The sequence below is a fragment of the Acinetobacter sp. C32I genome (assembly GCF_023702715.1).
Classification (GTDB): domain Bacteria; phylum Pseudomonadota; class Gammaproteobacteria; order Pseudomonadales; family Moraxellaceae; genus Acinetobacter.
The window spans coordinates 948,963-966,357 of the sequence record NZ_CP098480.1; the positions used below are offsets into that span (position 1 = coordinate 948,963).

The window sequence follows — 17,395 nt, forward strand, 5'->3', positions numbered from 1 at the left end:
TTAAAAATAGAATTCATTTATTTAGTCAAATGCTGATGTTTTTATTCATAAATATTGTTTCATGATTTATCTTGAAAGAGTGATTTTTTAGGTTTACTGCAATAAGATCGACCTCTTTTAAATAGCAAAGTATTGAAAGCTAAAATTAATTAAACACAAAGTTAAAACAATATAAACTATTAATTCAACTAAACCAATTCATTAAAACACTTTAAAAATAATTATACTATTCATCGGAAATAAATAGATTTTGATTAAATTTTATACAAAAACAACTTCTGATTTGATATAAAAATAAAGCCCAAAAGGCGATAAAAGTCTTAATAATTAAATAATATATTAATACTCAAAGGAAAATATCATGAACTCAAAACAAGACCTAGATTTATCTAGCCTATCGACAGCATCCGCTATGTTCCAAGGATATAATAATGTTACTGCACAAGCGCTTAATACTGCTATTGAAGGTAGTATAACTAAAAACTCCGGAGTAAGTGAGCTACAGTACAAAGTCACTAAATCCTTGCAGGAAATATATCAGTCATTAAATATTTCATCATCAGTTTCAGCAGGATATGCTGGATTCTCAGGTGAGGCTAAGGTTAATTTAGTCAATCAATTGAATCTTACAAAAGAAAGTTTATGTATTGTTATTAAAGCTTCTGATAAACAGGATATCTACAGAACAAATAATGTCTCAATTAAAAGTGGAATCAAATTACCTACATCTGAAAAGGAAGTAAATGATTTTGTTAGAGCTTATGGCGATTCATATATTTCAGAGCTAGCGACTGGAGCCGAATACTATGCTGTCTATGCATTCATTTGTGAAACTAAAGAGCAAAGATTCGCATTAGAAACTCAGTTTTCCGCAAGTGGAATATCCCTTTCTGGTGGTTCACTATCAGCAGACTTTAAAGCAAAAATAGAAAAAGTATCTAAATCATCTTCTTCAACTGTAACTTTTCAACAGATAGTTTCAGGGCTAAAAAATCCTAATCTTCCTGATCAGAATAATATTATTCAATATGCACTTGATTTTTTTGATAAAGAAATTGACAACCCTGCGATTATTTCTTATACATCCACAAGTTATGATCATGTCCCAAACTTTCCAGCCGATGTATTAAATCAGGTGAGAAAAAATGTTAATTATTTCACAGATCCAACTGGTAATTTTACAAAAAAAGGAATAGACGTAGATAATCTAAAAAATCAGTGTGAAAATCTTAATTTAATTTATAATTTTTATAAATTTGATGGGGACAAAAAGCTACTGGATGTATTAGAACTAGCAAAATCGGATTTAGCAAAGTTAAAAACACAACAAAATGATTATTCTTTTAATCCAAATCAGGTTTTCATACTCCCTGAACTTCCATCATTAAATGATGGTAAACCTGTATTACAGTTTAGTTTTATTAACTCTGATTTACATGGAGGTTCAGGGGGAGCTGTATTTAATGATGTTAATCAAACTTCATACTTTCAAAAGCGTACCCGTCTAGTTAATTTAAAGTTACGTTCAGGAGCATATATTGATCGGATTACTTCAACTTTTGAAAATTCAGATCCAACCAACTCAATATACATATTAGAGCATGGTGGGAATGGCGGAAATCAAAGTTTTGATCTTGAGTTAACCCCAGGTATATCACTTAAATCAATAACAGGTCGCAGTGGGGCAAAAGTGGATCAACTGTCATTCGAAGCTACGAACGGACAAAAAATTTCAGGTGGTGGAAATGGAGGGGGCCCCTTTTCATTCCTGATTCCTGAAGGCTATTTTGTTGCAGGATTTAGAGGCCAATCAGGTTCACTTATAGACCTAATTGGCGTTGTATATGCCAAATTACTTCCTGCAAGCTGGGATAAGTAATATCAAATCCTAACCCTATGAATCCAATGTGCAATGACATTGGATTCTTCTTTGATTAGAGTGTTGTGCTTCAACAAACACCGACCTATCATCTATTGCCCATATTTGCGCTAAATCACAACTAAAATCGCCCAGCATAATTTTAAAATATTATTCCAAACATGTGATTACTAATTACTCAATAAGTTTTTACTCATTTGCACGGCCTCATCGAAGCTGTCGGTTTTATAAAAAGGGATTTTCCAAACTTTTTGATCACGGAGCAGATAGCTTTCTTCAATCTCCATTTCTGTAATTTCAATCCATCCTTTTACAATCGATAATGCTTGTGTATGGGCTTTGATCCACTGAATCGCCTGCTTCCATTGCTCTTGTGATGGCGATGGTTCATTAAATTTGGATTGCAAATGTCGAACTAACACAAAAGCTTGCTGCTTTTGTAATAGCTGATCTAACTGCTCAATAAAGTCAATCAAACTCCCCTGATGCTGATGTGTTATTTCCACCGTAGGAAAATTTTCTAAATTTAATTCCATGTCATACTCCTAAAGAAAGTTATTGAGTTGGATCAGACTGTAATTCTTTGACTAAGCTTGGCAGCACAATTGCTTGTTGTGTTAACTCCGCATAAAAGTTTGCAATTTGGAAGGGTAGAAAAACTCGGTTATTCCAATCTGGATATTCTCGATAGATCGTAGGCGATATGGTCTGAATAATTTGATCCTGATTAAGTCCTAATGCAATGTGCTGTTTGACTAAAGCTTTCACCCGAAGCATATGCTGTTTAAATTCTTGCAGATCTTGACTTGTCGAAAGCTTGCCATGTCCAGGTACTACAATTTTCGGTTTCATTTCAATTGTCTGTTGAATTACCTTGATCCATTCACTCCCTTTCGCATCAGCATCAGGCATAATCGGATAAAAGTTTTTTTCATACAAATCCCCCATAAAAACCGTACCTGACGTTTGATCATAAATAATTTGATCTCCTCGTGTATGTGCTGGCATTTCCTGCAAAGTGACCAATCGACCACCTAAATCAAGTACTGTTCGCTTGCTATAGGTTTTATCTGCATTACGAATTACCACCTTTTCAAGCGCTTTTTTTTCGATCTGGCCAAATGCTCGAAACATCTGAAGATAGTTTGCACCTTTATCTTTTAGCTCATGCTCTTGTTTTTGATTGATGATATAGGTCGCATCTTTAAATTCAGCAGCACCAAATTGATGTTCTGGATGAAAATGTGTGGTTGTGAGATAAATTTTTCTATTTTTAGCGATTTCTTTTGCGACTTGATAAACATGTTGGCCATTTTGCATGCCCATACCCGTATCAATCACTAAGATCGCATCATTGCCTTCAATGATCCCAATATTAGGCACATAGTTAATATATGGATCAGGAATCAGCCAGACGCCAGCTGCAATAAGTTGCTTTTTTTCGACCTGAACAATAGGTGCTGCAGTCAGTTGATACTGAATACGACTTTCTGCAACATTGCTATTTGCATTGACATGAAAGCTACTCAATGCCAAGAGTGAAAATGCGAGGGAGAGTTTGATCTTCATTGCTTTAGTTTCCTCAATAATTTGAAGAAGTGATACGGTAGATCCATAATATGAGCAAAAGCTCACATTAGATACTCGCATTCGCAGGAATGTATTTTAATTTATTTAAATGAATAGGTTATAAATAAATCCTCTTGTTTTTTTGAGAATAATCCAGTCATTACTCATATTTTTTCATAGCGATAAGATTGCAAGCATTTACAAAAAGTGAGTTAATGCTCACATTTATTCTGTCTGATTTATTCAAATGAAAACAGCTTTAAAACCAAGAAAAATGCCCCGCCAAGGTCGTTCAAAAGTGACTGTAGACGCAATATTACAAAGTGCAGCTGAAATTCTAAAAGAAATGGATTATGCAAAGTTTAATACCAATTTAGTCGCAGAACGTGCAGGCATTAGTATTGGTTCTCTCTATCAATACTTTCCCAATAAAGATGCTTTAATTGTCGCTCTACATAAAAAACATACCCAGCACATTCATGATTTACTTCGAACTGTGATTGATAGTCAAAATGCACAAACCTTAAAACAAAGAATCGAATCCCTCGTGGATGCTGTCATCGCTGCGCATTCATTTGAGCCAGAATTACATCAACTGCTTGAAAAGAAGCTCCCATTTTTTGATATCAATCGTGTTGAAGATGAAACAGGGATTCGACAAGAAATTTATCGCTTGGTTGAATTACATCAAGATGAAATTGTAGAAAAAAATACAGCACTCATGGTGTGGATGATTCTTCAATTATTAGAATCTTTAATTCATGCTGCTGTGCTTGAACCACCTGTCAATATCGCGCCACAGACAGTGAGAAATGCCATTATTCAGTCGATCTATAATTATCTAACCAAAGCCTAGAAAGTGGGAAGCAGTCTAAGCAAAAATGGATTTCTGCTTACCATGACTCTACTTAGTCATCCAGTTATTACACGGTAATTTTTATGCTGTGCTATCTTTTATTCTTCGACGAATTTCTTCACGCCACTTTGCAGCATTATCTTGTTGCTTATTCAACACGACACCAAGCATATAAGCAGTTATCGCAGCACCAATGAGTGCAATCCCACTTTCATAAATGATATCAATCACAAATTCAAAAATGCCTTCTGATAAAAAGTTTAGTGTGCCTGAATATTTGAGGAATTTTGCAATCGCAACAATAGCAATGCCTAAAAGAGCACCAGCCCAGAGGAAAAATTTATGAATATTGATCGGGGCAGTGACTTCATCGATCTGGTCTGGATACTCACGGTAATACTCCACCTCCTCATCTGTAACTTCAGGCGAAGATTTGAAGAATAACCGCATAAAAAGTGCATCATGATCTAGCTTTAAGCTTTTTTTCATTCTCATCATCTATATTTTTAAATTGATAACATGTTAGCTATTTTTGATTTACTAATAAATAAACGCTTGAGCTAAACAATTTAGGCCTATCCTAAAAAAAATCTTAAAATTATTAAGTAAAATTTAACGATAAATTGTTTAAAAACCGCTCTATACTAGTGAAATATAATAATTATTCACGTAAAAAACTTCTTATTATTTATTAAAAATAATTAAGTATTTTCTTTAAAAAAAAGATTTCTTTGTTATAGTATTCCTCCAATGGTTTCCATAAAGAGATCAATCGGGTGTTGATGCTTGGAAGATTGCTTGGGTTCTATGCAATCTTTTTACAAATCGCTGTGTTCTTACAGCCATTGCTGCCAGAGAAATACCAAGTTTCTCCAGTATGTGAGACTATTACCCAAATTTTATTACAAGACCATCATTCTACCTCTCCGCTCCATAGCCATCATCATATTGCTGCTCAGCATGATACTGCACATGAGCATCAAACTTTTTCAGCTGAAGTTAAAACGTCGGCAAGTCACCATCACCACCATGATGCAAACCATCAGTGTCAATACTGTGTGGTCTATAGCCATGTACTGCCTTTACCAGATGTCGATCTAAAGCAAATTTTAGTCCGAATTCAGGTTCGATTTCTGGCTTTTATTGAAAACTACTTCCATGTTTTCTTTCAGCTTCAACAACTCTTTCTCACTCCTCAAGGTCGAGCACCTCCTCTCTTAATCTCATTCTGACTTGAAGCTCAAAACTTTTTAGTTTTGAAAAACTTTTATTCAAGAGATTATCATAATGTTTTCTTTTTTTAATCATACGCTTAATTGGGTAGAGCTTTATTCAACCTCAAGTTTATCTCATCAGCAACAAGATGAGGTGCTGTCATGACTTTAGGCTTTACTGCACTCGAACTGGCACGAATACAATTTGCCTTTACCGTTTCTTTTCATATTATTTTCCCAGCCATCTCCATCGGATTGGCCAGCTTTTTGGCGGTTTTAGAATGGCGTTGGCTACGGACCAAAGACCCGATTTATAAAGACCTGTTTAAGTACTGGGTCAAAATCTTTGCGGTTGCCTTTGGTATGGGTGTTGTTTCTGGTGTGGTGATGAGCTACCAGTTCGGCACGAACTGGAGTGAATTTTCCCGTATTGCAGGAAGTGTCACAGGCCCTTTACTGACTTATGAAGTCCTGAGTGCTTTCTTTTTGGAAGCTGGCTTCTTGGGTATCATGCTGTTTGGTTGGGGGCGTGTCAGTCCCAAGGCACATTTCTTTGCCACCTTAATGGTTGCGATTGGTACCTGTATCTCCATGTTCTGGATTCTCTCCTCCAACAGTTGGATGCAAACGCCTCAAGGTTTTGCGATCGAGAATGGCATTATTGTGCCGACAGACTGGTGGGCAATTGTCTTTAATCCCTCTTTCCCTTATCGACTGGTACATATGGCGATTGCTGCCTTTATGGTTGCAGCGTTACTCGTTGCGGCAACAGCGGCTTGGCATTTGCTTAAAGGTCGCCGTGATGCCTTGGTCAAAACCTCGTTTTCGATGGCAATGTGGCTCATTCTGGTCTTAGCACCTTTACAAGTATTTGTTGGTGATGCGCATGGTCTGAATACTTTAGAACATCAACCTGCCAAACTTGCAGCGATGGAGGGCCATTGGGAAACTAATTATGATGAGGGCATGCCGCTATATCTATTTGGTGTACCAGATATGCAAGAAGAACGCACTAAATATGCCATTGCAATTCCAAATCTAGGCAGCCTGATCTTAACCCATTCTATGGATGGCACGGTTAAAGGTTTAAAAGACTTCGCCCCTGAAGATCGACCAAACTCTACCATTGTGTTCTGGAGTTTCCGTGTCATGGTGGGCTTAGGTATGCTCATGCTTTTGCTTGCCTTCGCTGGTGCTTGGCTCAGAAAAACTGGAAAGCTGTTTGAAAGTAAATGGTTTCACCGCTTTGCTTTAGTCATGGGTCCATCAGGATTTATCGCGGTACTGGCAGGTTGGTTTACCACTGAAGTTGGTCGCCAGCCTTGGGTGGTGTATGGCGTGATGCGTACCAAAGACGCACTTTCTCCTGTTTCCGCCGAACAAGTTGGTCTGACCCTGATTATTTTTGTGGTGGTGTACTGTGTTGTGTTTGGCATCGGGATCTATTACATGCTGAAACTGATGCATAAAGGCCCTCAATTCGTTGAGGCGGTGGATCTTGAGCCCGCAGGTCATGGTCACTTCAAAACACCTATGCGTCCTTTAAGTGCGGTCGATGAAAGCATTGATCAACAAGACTCAACCAAAGAGGAGAAACACCATGATTGATTTATCTCTGATTTGGGTCGGCATTATCGGTCTCGGTGTATTGATCTATGTCATTCTGGATGGCTTTGATCTCGGTATCGGAATTCTGTTCCCCTTTATTAAAAATAGCGAAGAACGTGATGTGATGATGAACACCGTCGCACCAGTCTGGGATGGCAATGAAACTTGGATGGTACTCGGGGGTGCAGGCTTATTTGCTGCCTTTCCATTGGTCTATTCAACAGTGTTATCGGCTTTATATATGCCGATTACGCTGATGGTAATTGCCCTGATTTTCCGTGGCGTTGCCTTTGAGTTTCGTTTTAAAGCCAATCGCACCAAATACTTATGGGATCAAGCCTTTATCTGGGGTTCGATTCTATCCAGCTTCCTGCAAGGTGTGATTTTAGGTGCTTATATTCAAGGCATCCAAACGACCAATGGTATTTTCTCAGGTTCAGGCTTGGATTGGCTGACGCCTTTCGCCTTATTTACGGGGCTGGGTGTGGTTGCCATGTATGCCGCTTTGGGCTGTGGTTGGCTGATTATGAAAACAGATCATGAATTACAAGACCAGATGTATGCGTTGATGCCTAAACTGATCATCTTGCTATTTGTGGTCTTTGCTGGGGTCAGTTTATATACACCGCTAACTCATCCTGAAATTGCAGCACGCTGGTTTGCCCTACCAAATCTACTATATTTTAGCCCAGTACCCATCTTGGTCTTACTCTTTACCTTCCTGATTTTAAAAGCATGTAAACAACGCCAAGAGTTAAAACCGTTTATCTTCACCTTGGCCTTAGTGTTCTTGGCATTTACAGGTTTTGTGATCAGCCTCTGGCCGAATATCATTCCGCCTTCGGTCACCATTTGGCAAGCCGCAGCACCGCATTCCAGCCAAAAGTTTGCCTTGGTTGGTGCATTAATTCTGATTCCGATCATTATCGGCTATACCATCCTATCGTACTGGGTGTTTAGAGATAAAGTACGGGTTGGCGATACGGGTTATCACTAGGAGTCGATGTAATGAAACTATCTAAAACACAATGGTTTATCGTACTTTGGCTTGCTGGATTTTTAGGTTTATTGGCGATTGCAATGTTTTTTAGAGTATTGTTAAAACTCGCTTATTAAGCTGACATTTTTCCTTGCAATAAAAAAGACTATACCTCGGTATAGTCTTTTTTAGGTATGACCTATTGCTATTTATTGATCGTGGCTTGGTAAAACTGATCAATCGCATCGACCATTTGTGTTAGCCCTGGTTGTTCTAAAGGATAATGCCCTGCATTTTCTAACATCACAGTTTTAACAGGCACTTTATGGATACGGCTCAAAAATGGTGTGCTTAAATCAAGCGGTGTCCAACGGTCTTGGGCCGGTTGAGTCAATAAAATTGGGCTCACATCAAAGTCTTCTGCTGCCACCTCGGGTTTATAGTGAATATAAGAGTCTAGAAATGTCAGAGAAACAGAGTTCCCAGCCGAGGTTTTATCCTTCATAAACACTTTTAAAGCCTCTTTATTATTCACCAAAGTACTCATTTTACTGGCCCAACTCATCGGCACTCGCATCGATGCTAAAGGTGTTTTCGCTGTCCAATGGGTAATTGGTGTTCCGACACGGCTCATGAACAAATTACTTGCAACCGTATCTTTCACCACTTGATTGCTGGTGTCGAGAAAGGTCATTCCCACAATTGCTTTTACTTTTTTATTCTTGGCAGCTACATGGTAAGTCAGCATGCCACCAGCACTCAAACCGTAAAGTACAATTGGGCGATTATCTTTGGCCAATTCAAGATCAATCAAGTCACTTCCTGCCTGTACCCAATCATCATATCGGATCACATTTCCTTTGCCGACTTGAGTCATACCATAACCCGGCATATCAACAGCAATCGTTTCATAGCCTCGGTCAGCCAATGGTTTACCCAAAATCATCGACATTTGACGACCATTGGTACCCACACCATGAAATAGAATGACTTTGATTTTTGCATTCGGATTTCGATACGTATCTAAATGGATATTATTCCCCTTCCATGCCCACCATTCTTCTTTCGGTAATTGATCTTTTGGAATATGGAATGGTTGAGGAAGAAATTGTTCGATTTGCTGCCAAGCAATTTGATTTTCATAGCCCATGTTTGAATCTCCAACTTTTATTTCTTTTGCGGATGTCGTACTGATTGCACATGCCATTAGCATCGTGATAGCGAGTTTGTTGAGAAACTGAGACACTCTAATGACTGAATTGTTCTGCTGAACTGTATTCATGTTTTGCCTTACACATTCATATCGGATAAACAAATATTAGGCTTTAGGATTTAAATCAGCCATGCTAGATTGGGACATCAATTTTAGTTTTTAGGCCAATCCGTGTTTGAGTTTCAAGACTATCTCAGGGCGCCATCAAGTGTGCAGTTATTAATCGAGTTAGCTGAACAACTCGGCATAGCACCACACAGCGTATTGACAGGAACTGGGCTGAATCTAAGCAGATTAAATGATGTTAATGCGATTGTCACACCAGATGAAGAAATCAATGTCATCAATCATCTTATTGAATTACTATCACCTCACACAGCAGCTTTGGGCTTGTTGGCTGGCTTTAAGCATCAACTTACAAGCTATGGCATTTTAGGTTATGCCCTGATGAGTAGCGCTACAGGTTTAGATGCCATGAAACTTGTTCAACGCTATCTACCCCTCACCTACACCTTTGTTAAGATTCATTTTCATCAAGAAAATCAACAATGCTTGATCAGCTTTACTGAACCTGTTGGTCACAGCAGCGACTTACAACGGTTTGTGGTTGAGCGGGCCATGGCTGCAACAGCAAGAGTTATTCGGGATATTTATGAAGATTCATTTCAACTGGATGCGTTTCATCTGAACTATCCAGCACCGCAGCATTTATCCTTGCCACTGCCTGAACAATTTTTAGGGACAACGATTGCATTTAATCAAAAAAATAATGTTTTAAAGTTCAATGCCGCTCAATTAAATACACAACTGCCGCATGCAAATCCGAACACAGCAGCGATGTGTGAACGCTTATGTAAGGAACTGATTCATCAGCGTCATACCACATTGACCACGACCATGATCGTTCGTGATTTTCTAATCAATGCCCCAACGGGTACATTACTCAAGCTAAACCATATCGCAGATCGACTACATAGCAGTGAAAGAACCTTAAAAAGACGCTTACAAGAAGAAAATACCTCGTTTAGATTGATTCAAAATGAAGTCTTGCATCAACGTGCCAATGAACTTTTATCAGGGAGTTCAAGTCTCTCACAGGTCGCAGAACACCTTGGTTTTTCTGATTTATCTACGTTTTCCCAAGCTTATAAACGTTGGGCAGGTATTGCGCCAAGCCAATTCCAAAAAGCAAAAAATCAACCAGAATGAGATCTTTGGTATCATACTCAATCTGAAAATCGACATGACTGAGCTGTATAAAAAAGCATGTGAATTTCCGATAAAGGTAAATTCAGAATGGACAAAAACATGCTAACATCCAAATACTGACAATACACTATGTCAATTTATTTGGAAGGGTTCCAATATGTTAAAAACACAACAGGTCAAAATAATACAAGAATTCAATGCACCCATAGACAAGGTCTTTGCAGTTCTAAGTGAACATGAAAATCTCAACAAAATTTTTGCACCCGCAAAAATCACCCGCATGAATAATGGCAAAGATGCGCGAAATGGCGTGGGTTCTGCACGTAAACTTTCGATTCCTTTAGCGCCTTCATTTGTTGAAACTAACTTGGTATACCAAGAAAATGAATTGATCGAATATGCAATCACCAGCGGCATTAGTCCAATTAAAGCGCATCGTGGCGTTATGAAATTTACTGATTTAGGCGGTGATCGCACTCGCTTGGATTACACCATTAGCTTTAAAGGCCGTGTGCCTTTAATTGGTCCCATTATTAAGGCTGCTCTACAAAACGGTATCAGCCGTGGTCTGAAAAAACTAAAATTTTAATGTTGTCTCTGCACTGCGCCTTGACGGTAAACAGCAAACCGTCAAGGTTTACGCTATGTTTAAAGTGAAGATGTCACCGTGCCTAAAGGTTCTTTCCGAGTAACTGAATGCTCTGGCTTACGCAGTAAAATTAATGCAGAGATTGCAGCCAATAAAATCATAGGAATACTAGAAGCAATCACCACAATCTCACTTTGCCCTGTTCCGAGTAGATAACCTGCAACCAAAGGCCCTGCAAAAGCACCTAAGCGTCCTACAGCAACCGCAGCCCCCACCCCTGTGCCTCGCATTTCAGTTGGATAATACTTGGCAGCCAAGGTGTATAAAATTGACTGACAGCCAATCACGAACATCCCGCAGCTTGTAGCAAACAAGATAAAACTCGATGCGCTATTAGAATAGGCCAAACCAATTAATGAAACCAAAATGCCAGCATACACACTGGCAACAATAAAGAATTTATTCAGTCGATCCAACATCAAACCTAAAATTAATACCCCAATCGAACCACCCAGATTAAAACCAATCTGAATATAACTGGCTTGCTGCTTATTAAGTCCTAGTCCTGAGATTAAGGTCGGTAACCAGTTTTGGAACAATGCTAAAACCAACAAGGTACCAAAAAAGCTGAGCCATAGACTAGACGTCACCACGACACGTGGTTTGGCAAAAAGGACGTTGAACACACTTGGTTTTTGTGTAGTGACCTGAGGGATTTTGTTCAGATATGCTTTTGATTCAGGTAAAAAGAAAATAAGAATAGGAACTAAAATTAAAGGGGCAATCCCGCCTATATAAAAGATATGTCGCCATTCATGATCTGCTGTCAAAGACAAAGCAACCACGGAAGTCAAAACACCGCCTATCGGCATACCACAATACATCGCACTGACAGCCGTCGCTTTATACTTTTCAGGTACCGCTTCTGAAACCATGGTAATTACGATGGGTAAAGCCCCACCCATGCCGAGTCCTGTCAGAAACCGGACTAAAAGTAAGGAATTCAAATCTTTGGTAAAGGGTGTCAGTAAAGACATCAAGCCAAAAACTGCAATCGAAGTGATGAATACTTTTTTGCGCCCAATCGAATCAGCAATTCGACCTGCAATCAGTGCACCAGGTAATGTGCCTAAAACGGCTGCACTAAACACCCAACCCATCTCGGTACTGTTTAACAGCATTTCTGCTTTCATCCGCGGTGCAGCAACCCCCATAGACTGCAGATCAAATCCTTCAATAATGGCAAAAATGAAACAGAGGATGAGTGTAATCACGATTGCTTGTTTTGAAGCGCCTGCCTCTCTATTGGTCTCTTTTAACATTGTTATCTTCCCTTTTTGATTCTTCCAGTTTATCGATCTAAAATTCCAAATATCGATTTAAATCTCCTTTTAGTCGCTAAAAAGACTAGCAGAGCGAATATAGTTACGCAATATGTATTAAAATTATGCAATATGTAATTCAAAAACTTGAGGCGTCTCATTTGAAATATAAGAAAAAGATCATTTTTAAATCGCTATTATTGGCTCCAGTTCCCTTACTCTGCTTGATGGCTGTGCTGTTTATTCTCATGAACAATCAGTTTAAATTCGGTTCAATATTTGCAGTTATTGTTGGGCATCTTCTGGTTTATATGGCTTATTGCCTTTTGACCGTTCCATTTTCATTCTTGTTCTCGCTTGTTTTAAACCGCTATCAGTGTCTGAATTTTCTGACAATCTGCTTAAGCGCATTCGTCGTTGCGGCACCTTTTTTTACTCTTTTAGCGTGGGCTCATACAGGCCAACTCCCAAAGCAATGGTGGCTGGTCTATGCGGATATTTTTTCCTTGTTTATCGCCCTCATTCCAGCGGTTTGTTACTGGCTGATTTTGATTCATCATAAATCCCACCAGCCAGATCGCATCGATTTATAAAATCTTTACTAAATCAGATAAATGCTGAATAGTGTGTGTGATATTTAATTGCAACTGATTGGGTAACTTGTTTGGGTTATACCAACAGGTCGAGATCTGACAAGAAGCAGCACCTTTCATATCTGCTTCAAGGCTATCCCCAATAAACAGCACGTCTTCTTTCGCAATCTGGCTTCTATGCAAACAGGTTTCAAAAAAACGCTGATCTGGTTTTTCATAGCCAATGTCATCTGAAATATATAAATCAGAGAAATGTGGCAATAAGCCAGCCAAGTCTAAACGAGCTTTTTGTTGAATAAGAATGCTATTGGATGCAGCGAATAACTTATATTTTTGACTTAAATAATCAATGGCTTCAGCTGCACCAGCCTCAAGCGTATGCTGTTTAGCTAAATTTCCCTGAAAGGTATCACGGAAATGGTCATGATTAAGTTCAAGGTTTAATGCCCGAAATAATTGTTTAAATCGATTATTAATGACATCTTGTACCGTAATTTGACCTAACTTCTGCTTTTCCCATAAATGATGATTAATGGCTTTATAGGTTGAATAAGTAGCATCATCATGATCTAAATTAAATTCAGCAAAAGATTGAATAAATGCAGCGCGGTTAGCAACGCTAAAATTCAACAAAGTATCATCAATATCAAAGAATATAGCCTTGTACATCAGAGCAATCTTACAACCGAAGCAAATATTGAGATAATTTTATTATACCGAGTGATAAAAGAGCAAGCCGAAGTGGCCTGCTCAATGCTCGATATTCTCGTCTGACTATGCGCTCAATCTTTATCTCGCACCCACATCCAGACCAACACTGCTGCCATACAGGCAATCAGTGGATAGACCACCCACGGATGTGGAATGGTCCATATCATAATACCCGCAGCAATACTCATACTCACGGTAGAGATATATTTTGCTTTCTTGGGAATACGTCGGTTTTCTTGCCATTCTTGAATAATCGGTCCGATAAAACGATGGTTGAGAAACCATTGATGCAGCTTTTCAGAGCCTTTGGCTGCAAAGAACACTGCTAACAGGATAAAATCAACCGTTGGTAGCCCTGGAATAAAAATGCCAAGAATCCCTAAACCGATGCATAGCCAAGCCAGACAGATAAACAATAATCGCCACCACACTGAACGCGCTAACTTGCTTGCTGGCTGTGGTGTTGGCGATAAGGTCTCTGTTTTCATTTGATTATCCATGCGATTAACGTTCTCCATACTGAAAAGCTGTTACTGCCTGATCACTTATTTCAACTCATCGAGCTGGATTAATGCCTTTCCAAAATAGCCAAATGCATCTAAAGCGCCTTGCACCACACGATCTTGTAACACTTGGTCAAAATCAGCCTCATCAAGTGCCTCAACAAAACGTTTCCACACTTTTGCTCGACCTTCTGGATAAGCCGCCAAATTGCGCGCTGCAAATGTTTCGGAGAAACCTAACTGCTTCTGCGCTTGTTTAAACAGAAATGCGGCACCTAAAGTTGAGCCTTCTGACACATAGATCCAACCTAGTGCTTCAGGCAATTTGACTTCAGCACTTTGTAATGTCTGACCTGCGGGCTGAATACCCAAATCTTGCAAATCATCAAAGGCTTGTTGTGAGCGGCCACGAATGCCCAAATCTGGAATCAGTCCAGCAACCCCTTCCTGTTCAAAAAGATGCTCAATTTCCTGCTGGAAATAATATTGCGACAAGGTAAATTGGGCGTATTTCTCCTTACTTGAAAATACATCTGCTTGCGCCATTAACTGGTGCATACGTTCATGTTCTGCCGCTGTTTCTTGCTTTAGACGCTGAGAAAGGCGATTGGCAATCATTTGCTCTGTTGCTGCGTTCATGATTATTCTCCTAGAAAAAGAATAGGACTCATCGGTTAACGACTCCGACTGAGTTTGAGTTGCACGGGGAAATCCACCACAACGGTCACTGCGCGACCATTGATTTTGTAAGGTTTGAATTTGGACTGACGAGCAGCTTGTAAAACACGCTGATCTAGGCTGCTAATGCCTGAACTTTGTTTGATTTGAATCTCGATGGGCTGACCGTTTTCATTAATACGTAGTCGTAATTCCACCACACGGTTTTGTTGTTTAAGTTCCCGATCATCATAAGCAAGCTTGCCAAAGCTCAATACATCAACACTGCTGACTTGAACAGGCTCATCACGATCAACTTGGCTTTCAGGTACACGTGCCAATTCCTGTTGCGTTGCTGCTGTATTTACACCACCCGACTGGGATTGAGCCTGTCCTATTTGTTGTTTCGAACTGAGCGGATTTTCGGTCAACATCTGTGATGATTGATCCGATGGGGTATCCTGTGTGGCTTTGCTTTTTGAAGGTTGAGCTGCTATTTCTGCTGTGGACTTTACTGCTAAAGTTTCAACTTTGTGAGTAGTCTGTTGCTTGGACACTTCATGCATAGCACTCTGACTGGTTATCACTTTTTGTTCTGTGTTTTCAGTATTGGTCGGAGCAGCGCGAGTGCTTGTTTGTTTTTCTAGTGCGGGGATTGTTGATGTTTGGGCCGCTTCAACTTTTGCTGTTGCTTGAGGAGATGCATTCTCCGATGCTGATAAAGAGACAAAATGAACTTTTAACGCATTCACTTGGGGCGATGCTGCCAATGTATAAGGCTCAATAAGACGACTCAATGACCACAGTCCCAATAGATGCAAAACAACAACCAGAATGACTGTGATCCACTTTTGGTGAGCGCGCGTAAAAAACCAAACCATTGGTGCTTTGTTAGCAAGAACATCGTGCTGATCGAAGAATTTTGATTTCATCGCCATCCTCCTAAAAACGGTGCTCAAGTTTTAGGCTGACATTGTGTTTATCATAGGAATATAACCAATCTACATTGCTGTTATTCCGGTTATAGCGATAGGTCAGATTCGGCGTCATGCCATAGAATTTGAAACGAGGCATTTGCAACACAAAGGTGTAGTTTTGCTCAAAATCTTCACGACGTGTTTGAAATGCCGCCACGTAACGATCAAACTGGCGCCAGCGATACAAACTGAATAAAGTGGTATTAAAGCCAGCACTCCACGGTTTACTCAGACCGAAACGAACACCTTGTTGCTGGTACGCCGCCATGTATTCTTCTTGGGTATCATGATCTAAGACATCCAAGCCACCAAACAATGTCCATTGTTCAGGTAGAATTTTCCAAAAGGTTAGCGTGGCTGAACTTTCTTTACCATCTAAGGTCTTATATTTTTGATAATTTAAATCTTTGATTTCAGCTTCAAGCTTGAGTGCTTTATCGGCGGAGATAAATCTCATCCATTCTGCACGCGCCCCCCAAGCATTGTATAGGCCATCATTGGCATAACGTTTATGCTCAAAGAGCGGTGCAATTGTGATCTGATTTTTTAAATCAAAAAAACTATAGCCTGCATTGATATTGAAGGTTGACTCATTAAAGTCAGCGTGGCCATCATAAGACTGTCCATAAGCCAAACCACGCAAGGAGAGACCATGATTTCCAGAAAGAGAAAAGCGTTTCATTACACTGGCTTCATAGTCCATACCTGTTGCCGACTCGGCTTTAGGACTTCCACGGGTAATTTGAACAGGAATGACCTTCCCATCTTTGTCAAAGCCATATAGCGTCCATGCTTTGCTTTGTTCAGAAGAACTATTTAGATTCGTGGCATAAGATGGGCCAATTGCGACACTGCCTTGCCATGAATCCCGCTGATCCAGTGCTTTGACGAACAGCTTAACCGTTTGTTCGACCTCAGGCGGAATTACCCCACGATCACTTTGCCCCAATTTGCTCTGAATGGATGTAAAAAGGCGTGCTGCTTGTTTGTTCTTCTGCTGTTCAAACAGCACGCGCGCTAACTCAAGTTCACAAATCAGATTGTTGGGCTGTTTATTGAGACTACTTTGGAATTTTTGCTCTGCTAATTTGAGTTGTCCTTGAGCACGAGCTAAAGCCCCTTCTGAAAAATCGGTTAAGGCTTGGTCATAGCCATCATATTGTTGATAATGCTTTAGATAAACGACAGCATTGCCCCATTGCTTTTGCATAACAGCCAAATATAAAGCTTTTGCCAGATCATCTTGGTTCTTCTCAACCTCAAATACTTGACCATTAATCACAATATTCGGTAATTCGTCCGTGCTCCGAATAGCCCCTTGTTGCTGTAATTGATGCTGTTGTTGTAATAAATTCTGATCCAAGTTTTGATTCAGGCGAAGTTGTGTCTCATCATCTGCATAAAGTGATGAACTCGCCAATAAAATCAGACAGCACAGCAATGTTCTTTTCATAAAAACCGTAAAACACAAGTAAAAATCATCGAGCCATAAACAAGAAAAAGGAATCTACTGCTG

At 39.6% G+C, this 17,395-nt stretch carries 18 protein-coding genes; 8 read left to right on the forward strand and 10 right to left on the reverse strand.

Going from position 1 to position 17,395, the window contains the following annotated elements:
* Positions 1–361 precede the first annotated feature (361 nt).
* The gene (locus NDN13_RS04555; protein ID WP_251117345.1) at positions 362–1,879 is read left to right on the forward strand and encodes a jacalin-like lectin; all 1,518 of its coding nucleotides are present in this window, start codon (positions 362–364) and stop codon (positions 1,877–1,879) included.
* A 170-nt stretch (positions 1,880–2,049) separates the two neighbouring features.
* On the opposite strand, the gene NDN13_RS04560 is transcribed toward NDN13_RS04555, so the two are convergent.
* Both NDN13_RS04560 and NDN13_RS04565 read right to left on the reverse strand, forming a co-directional pair.
* Entirely contained in the window at positions 2,050–2,415 is a 366-nt protein-coding gene (locus NDN13_RS04560; RefSeq protein ID WP_251117346.1) for a hypothetical protein, read from the reverse strand.
* A gap of 19 nt (positions 2,416–2,434) precedes the next feature.
* Positions 2,435–3,448, reverse strand: a complete 1,014-nt coding sequence (locus tag NDN13_RS04565; protein ID WP_251117347.1) for an MBL fold metallo-hydrolase — start codon at positions 3,446–3,448, stop codon at positions 2,435–2,437.
* A 247-nt stretch (positions 3,449–3,695) separates the two neighbouring features.
* Here NDN13_RS04565 and NDN13_RS04570 point away from each other — a divergent pair, with 247 nt between their 5' ends.
* The gene (locus tag NDN13_RS04570) at positions 3,696–4,304 is read left to right on the forward strand and encodes a TetR/AcrR family transcriptional regulator (RefSeq protein ID WP_251117348.1); all 609 of its coding nucleotides are present in this window, start codon (positions 3,696–3,698) and stop codon (positions 4,302–4,304) included.
* Between the two features lie 81 nt (positions 4,305–4,385).
* On the opposite strand, the gene NDN13_RS04575 is transcribed toward NDN13_RS04570, so the two are convergent.
* Entirely contained in the window at positions 4,386–4,793 is a 408-nt protein-coding gene (locus NDN13_RS04575; RefSeq protein ID WP_251117349.1) for a hypothetical protein, read from the reverse strand.
* 293 nt (positions 4,794–5,086) lie between these two features.
* On the opposite strand from NDN13_RS04575, the gene NDN13_RS04580 reads away from it, so the two are divergent.
* The 3 genes from NDN13_RS04580 (at position 5,087) to cydB (ending at position 8,123) form a co-directional block, all read left to right on the forward strand.
* Positions 5,087–5,536 carry a DUF2946 domain-containing protein gene (locus NDN13_RS04580; protein WP_241271231.1) on the forward strand — a complete coding sequence of 150 codons (450 nt, stop codon included), beginning with the start codon at positions 5,087–5,089 and terminating at the stop codon, positions 5,534–5,536.
* A 144-nt stretch (positions 5,537–5,680) separates the two neighbouring features.
* Positions 5,681–7,126, forward strand: a complete 1,446-nt coding sequence (locus NDN13_RS04585; protein ID WP_251117350.1) for a cytochrome ubiquinol oxidase subunit I — start codon at positions 5,681–5,683, stop codon at positions 7,124–7,126.
* A complete protein-coding gene (cydB, locus tag NDN13_RS04590) occupies positions 7,119–8,123 on the forward strand; it encodes a cytochrome d ubiquinol oxidase subunit II (protein ID WP_251117351.1) in 1,005 nt (334 codons plus the stop codon). Before NDN13_RS04585 ends, cydB begins: the two co-directional genes overlap by 8 nt.
* 187 nt (positions 8,124–8,310) lie before the next feature.
* Here the strand turns inward: cydB and NDN13_RS04595 are convergent, their stop codons facing one another.
* The gene (locus NDN13_RS04595) at positions 8,311–9,387 is read right to left on the reverse strand and encodes an alpha/beta hydrolase (RefSeq protein WP_251117352.1); all 1,077 of its coding nucleotides are present in this window, start codon (positions 9,385–9,387) and stop codon (positions 8,311–8,313) included.
* A gap of 102 nt (positions 9,388–9,489) precedes the next feature.
* On the opposite strand from NDN13_RS04595, the gene NDN13_RS04600 reads away from it, so the two are divergent.
* Both NDN13_RS04600 and NDN13_RS04605 read left to right on the forward strand, forming a co-directional pair.
* Positions 9,490–10,527, forward strand: a complete 1,038-nt coding sequence (locus NDN13_RS04600; RefSeq protein WP_251117353.1) for an AraC family transcriptional regulator — start codon at positions 9,490–9,492, stop codon at positions 10,525–10,527.
* A 157-nt stretch (positions 10,528–10,684) separates the two neighbouring features.
* Entirely contained in the window at positions 10,685–11,116 is a 432-nt protein-coding gene (locus tag NDN13_RS04605; RefSeq protein ID WP_251117354.1) for an SRPBCC family protein, read from the forward strand.
* A 59-nt stretch (positions 11,117–11,175) separates the two neighbouring features.
* Here NDN13_RS04605 and mhpT read toward each other — a convergent pair whose 3' ends face one another.
* Positions 11,176–12,438 (reverse strand): 3-(3-hydroxy-phenyl)propionate transporter MhpT, encoded by a 1,263-nt coding sequence (gene mhpT / locus NDN13_RS04610; protein ID WP_251117355.1) that lies wholly within the window; start codon positions 12,436–12,438, stop codon positions 11,176–11,178.
* A 161-nt stretch (positions 12,439–12,599) separates the two neighbouring features.
* Here mhpT and NDN13_RS04615 point away from each other — a divergent pair, with 161 nt between their 5' ends.
* Entirely contained in the window at positions 12,600–13,031 is a 432-nt protein-coding gene (locus tag NDN13_RS04615) for a hypothetical protein (protein ID WP_251118164.1), read from the forward strand.
* On the opposite strand, the gene NDN13_RS04620 is transcribed toward NDN13_RS04615, so the two are convergent.
* From NDN13_RS04620 to hsmA, 5 genes are all read right to left on the reverse strand, one after another.
* Positions 13,026–13,700: a YjjG family noncanonical pyrimidine nucleotidase gene (locus NDN13_RS04620; protein WP_251117356.1), complete on the reverse strand. Its 675-nt coding sequence runs from the start codon at positions 13,698–13,700 to the stop codon at positions 13,026–13,028. The two genes, NDN13_RS04615 and NDN13_RS04620, sit on opposite strands and share 6 nt — an antisense overlap.
* A 113-nt stretch (positions 13,701–13,813) precedes the next feature.
* Complete coding sequence (locus NDN13_RS04625; protein ID WP_251117357.1) at positions 13,814–14,260, reverse strand: YbaN family protein; 447 nt, start codon at positions 14,258–14,260, stop codon at positions 13,814–13,816.
* A gap of 27 nt (positions 14,261–14,287) precedes the next feature.
* On the reverse strand, positions 14,288–14,887 hold the full coding sequence (locus NDN13_RS04630; protein WP_085942818.1) for a biliverdin-producing heme oxygenase: 600 nt from the start codon (positions 14,885–14,887) through the stop codon (positions 14,288–14,290).
* A gap of 32 nt (positions 14,888–14,919) precedes the next feature.
* Positions 14,920–15,834 (reverse strand): energy transducer TonB, encoded by a 915-nt coding sequence (locus NDN13_RS04635; RefSeq protein WP_251117358.1) that lies wholly within the window; start codon positions 15,832–15,834, stop codon positions 14,920–14,922.
* Between the two features lie 10 nt (positions 15,835–15,844).
* Positions 15,845–17,332 (reverse strand): hemophilin secretion modulator, encoded by a 1,488-nt coding sequence (gene hsmA, locus NDN13_RS04640; protein ID WP_251117359.1) that lies wholly within the window; start codon positions 17,330–17,332, stop codon positions 15,845–15,847.
* Positions 17,333–17,395: the final 63 nt, after the last annotated feature.

Excerpts from the sequence above, each read along its gene's own strand:
- NDN13_RS04580 (WP_241271231.1), top strand. The coding sequence starts at position 5,087 with ATGCTTGGAAGATTGCTTGGGTTCTATGCAATCTTTTTACAAATCGCT.
- NDN13_RS04635 (WP_251117358.1), bottom strand. The coding sequence starts at position 15,834 with ATGAAATCAAAATTCTTCGATCAGCACGATGTTCTTGCTAACAAAGCA.
- NDN13_RS04585 (WP_251117350.1), top strand. The coding sequence starts at position 5,681 with ATGACTTTAGGCTTTACTGCACTCGAACTGGCACGAATACAATTTGCC.
- NDN13_RS04605 (WP_251117354.1), top strand. The coding sequence starts at position 10,685 with ATGTTAAAAACACAACAGGTCAAAATAATACAAGAATTCAATGCACCC.
- mhpT (WP_251117355.1), bottom strand. The coding sequence starts at position 12,438 with ATGTTAAAAGAGACCAATAGAGAGGCAGGCGCTTCAAAACAAGCAATC.
- NDN13_RS04575 (WP_251117349.1), bottom strand. The coding sequence starts at position 4,793 with ATGAAAAAAAGCTTAAAGCTAGATCATGATGCACTTTTTATGCGGTTA.
- NDN13_RS04595 (WP_251117352.1), bottom strand. The coding sequence starts at position 9,387 with ATGAATACAGTTCAGCAGAACAATTCAGTCATTAGAGTGTCTCAGTTT.
- NDN13_RS04565 (WP_251117347.1), bottom strand. The coding sequence starts at position 3,448 with ATGAAGATCAAACTCTCCCTCGCATTTTCACTCTTGGCATTGAGTAGC.
- cydB (WP_251117351.1), top strand. The coding sequence starts at position 7,119 with ATGATTGATTTATCTCTGATTTGGGTCGGCATTATCGGTCTCGGTGTA.
- hsmA (WP_251117359.1), bottom strand. The coding sequence starts at position 17,332 with ATGAAAAGAACATTGCTGTGCTGTCTGATTTTATTGGCGAGTTCATCA.
- NDN13_RS04560 (WP_251117346.1), bottom strand. The coding sequence starts at position 2,415 with ATGGAATTAAATTTAGAAAATTTTCCTACGGTGGAAATAACACATCAG.
- NDN13_RS04570 (WP_251117348.1), top strand. The coding sequence starts at position 3,696 with ATGAAAACAGCTTTAAAACCAAGAAAAATGCCCCGCCAAGGTCGTTCA.
- NDN13_RS04620 (WP_251117356.1), bottom strand. The coding sequence starts at position 13,700 with ATGTACAAGGCTATATTCTTTGATATTGATGATACTTTGTTGAATTTT.
- NDN13_RS04625 (WP_251117357.1), bottom strand. The coding sequence starts at position 14,260 with ATGGAGAACGTTAATCGCATGGATAATCAAATGAAAACAGAGACCTTA.
- NDN13_RS04555 (WP_251117345.1), top strand. The coding sequence starts at position 362 with ATGAACTCAAAACAAGACCTAGATTTATCTAGCCTATCGACAGCATCC.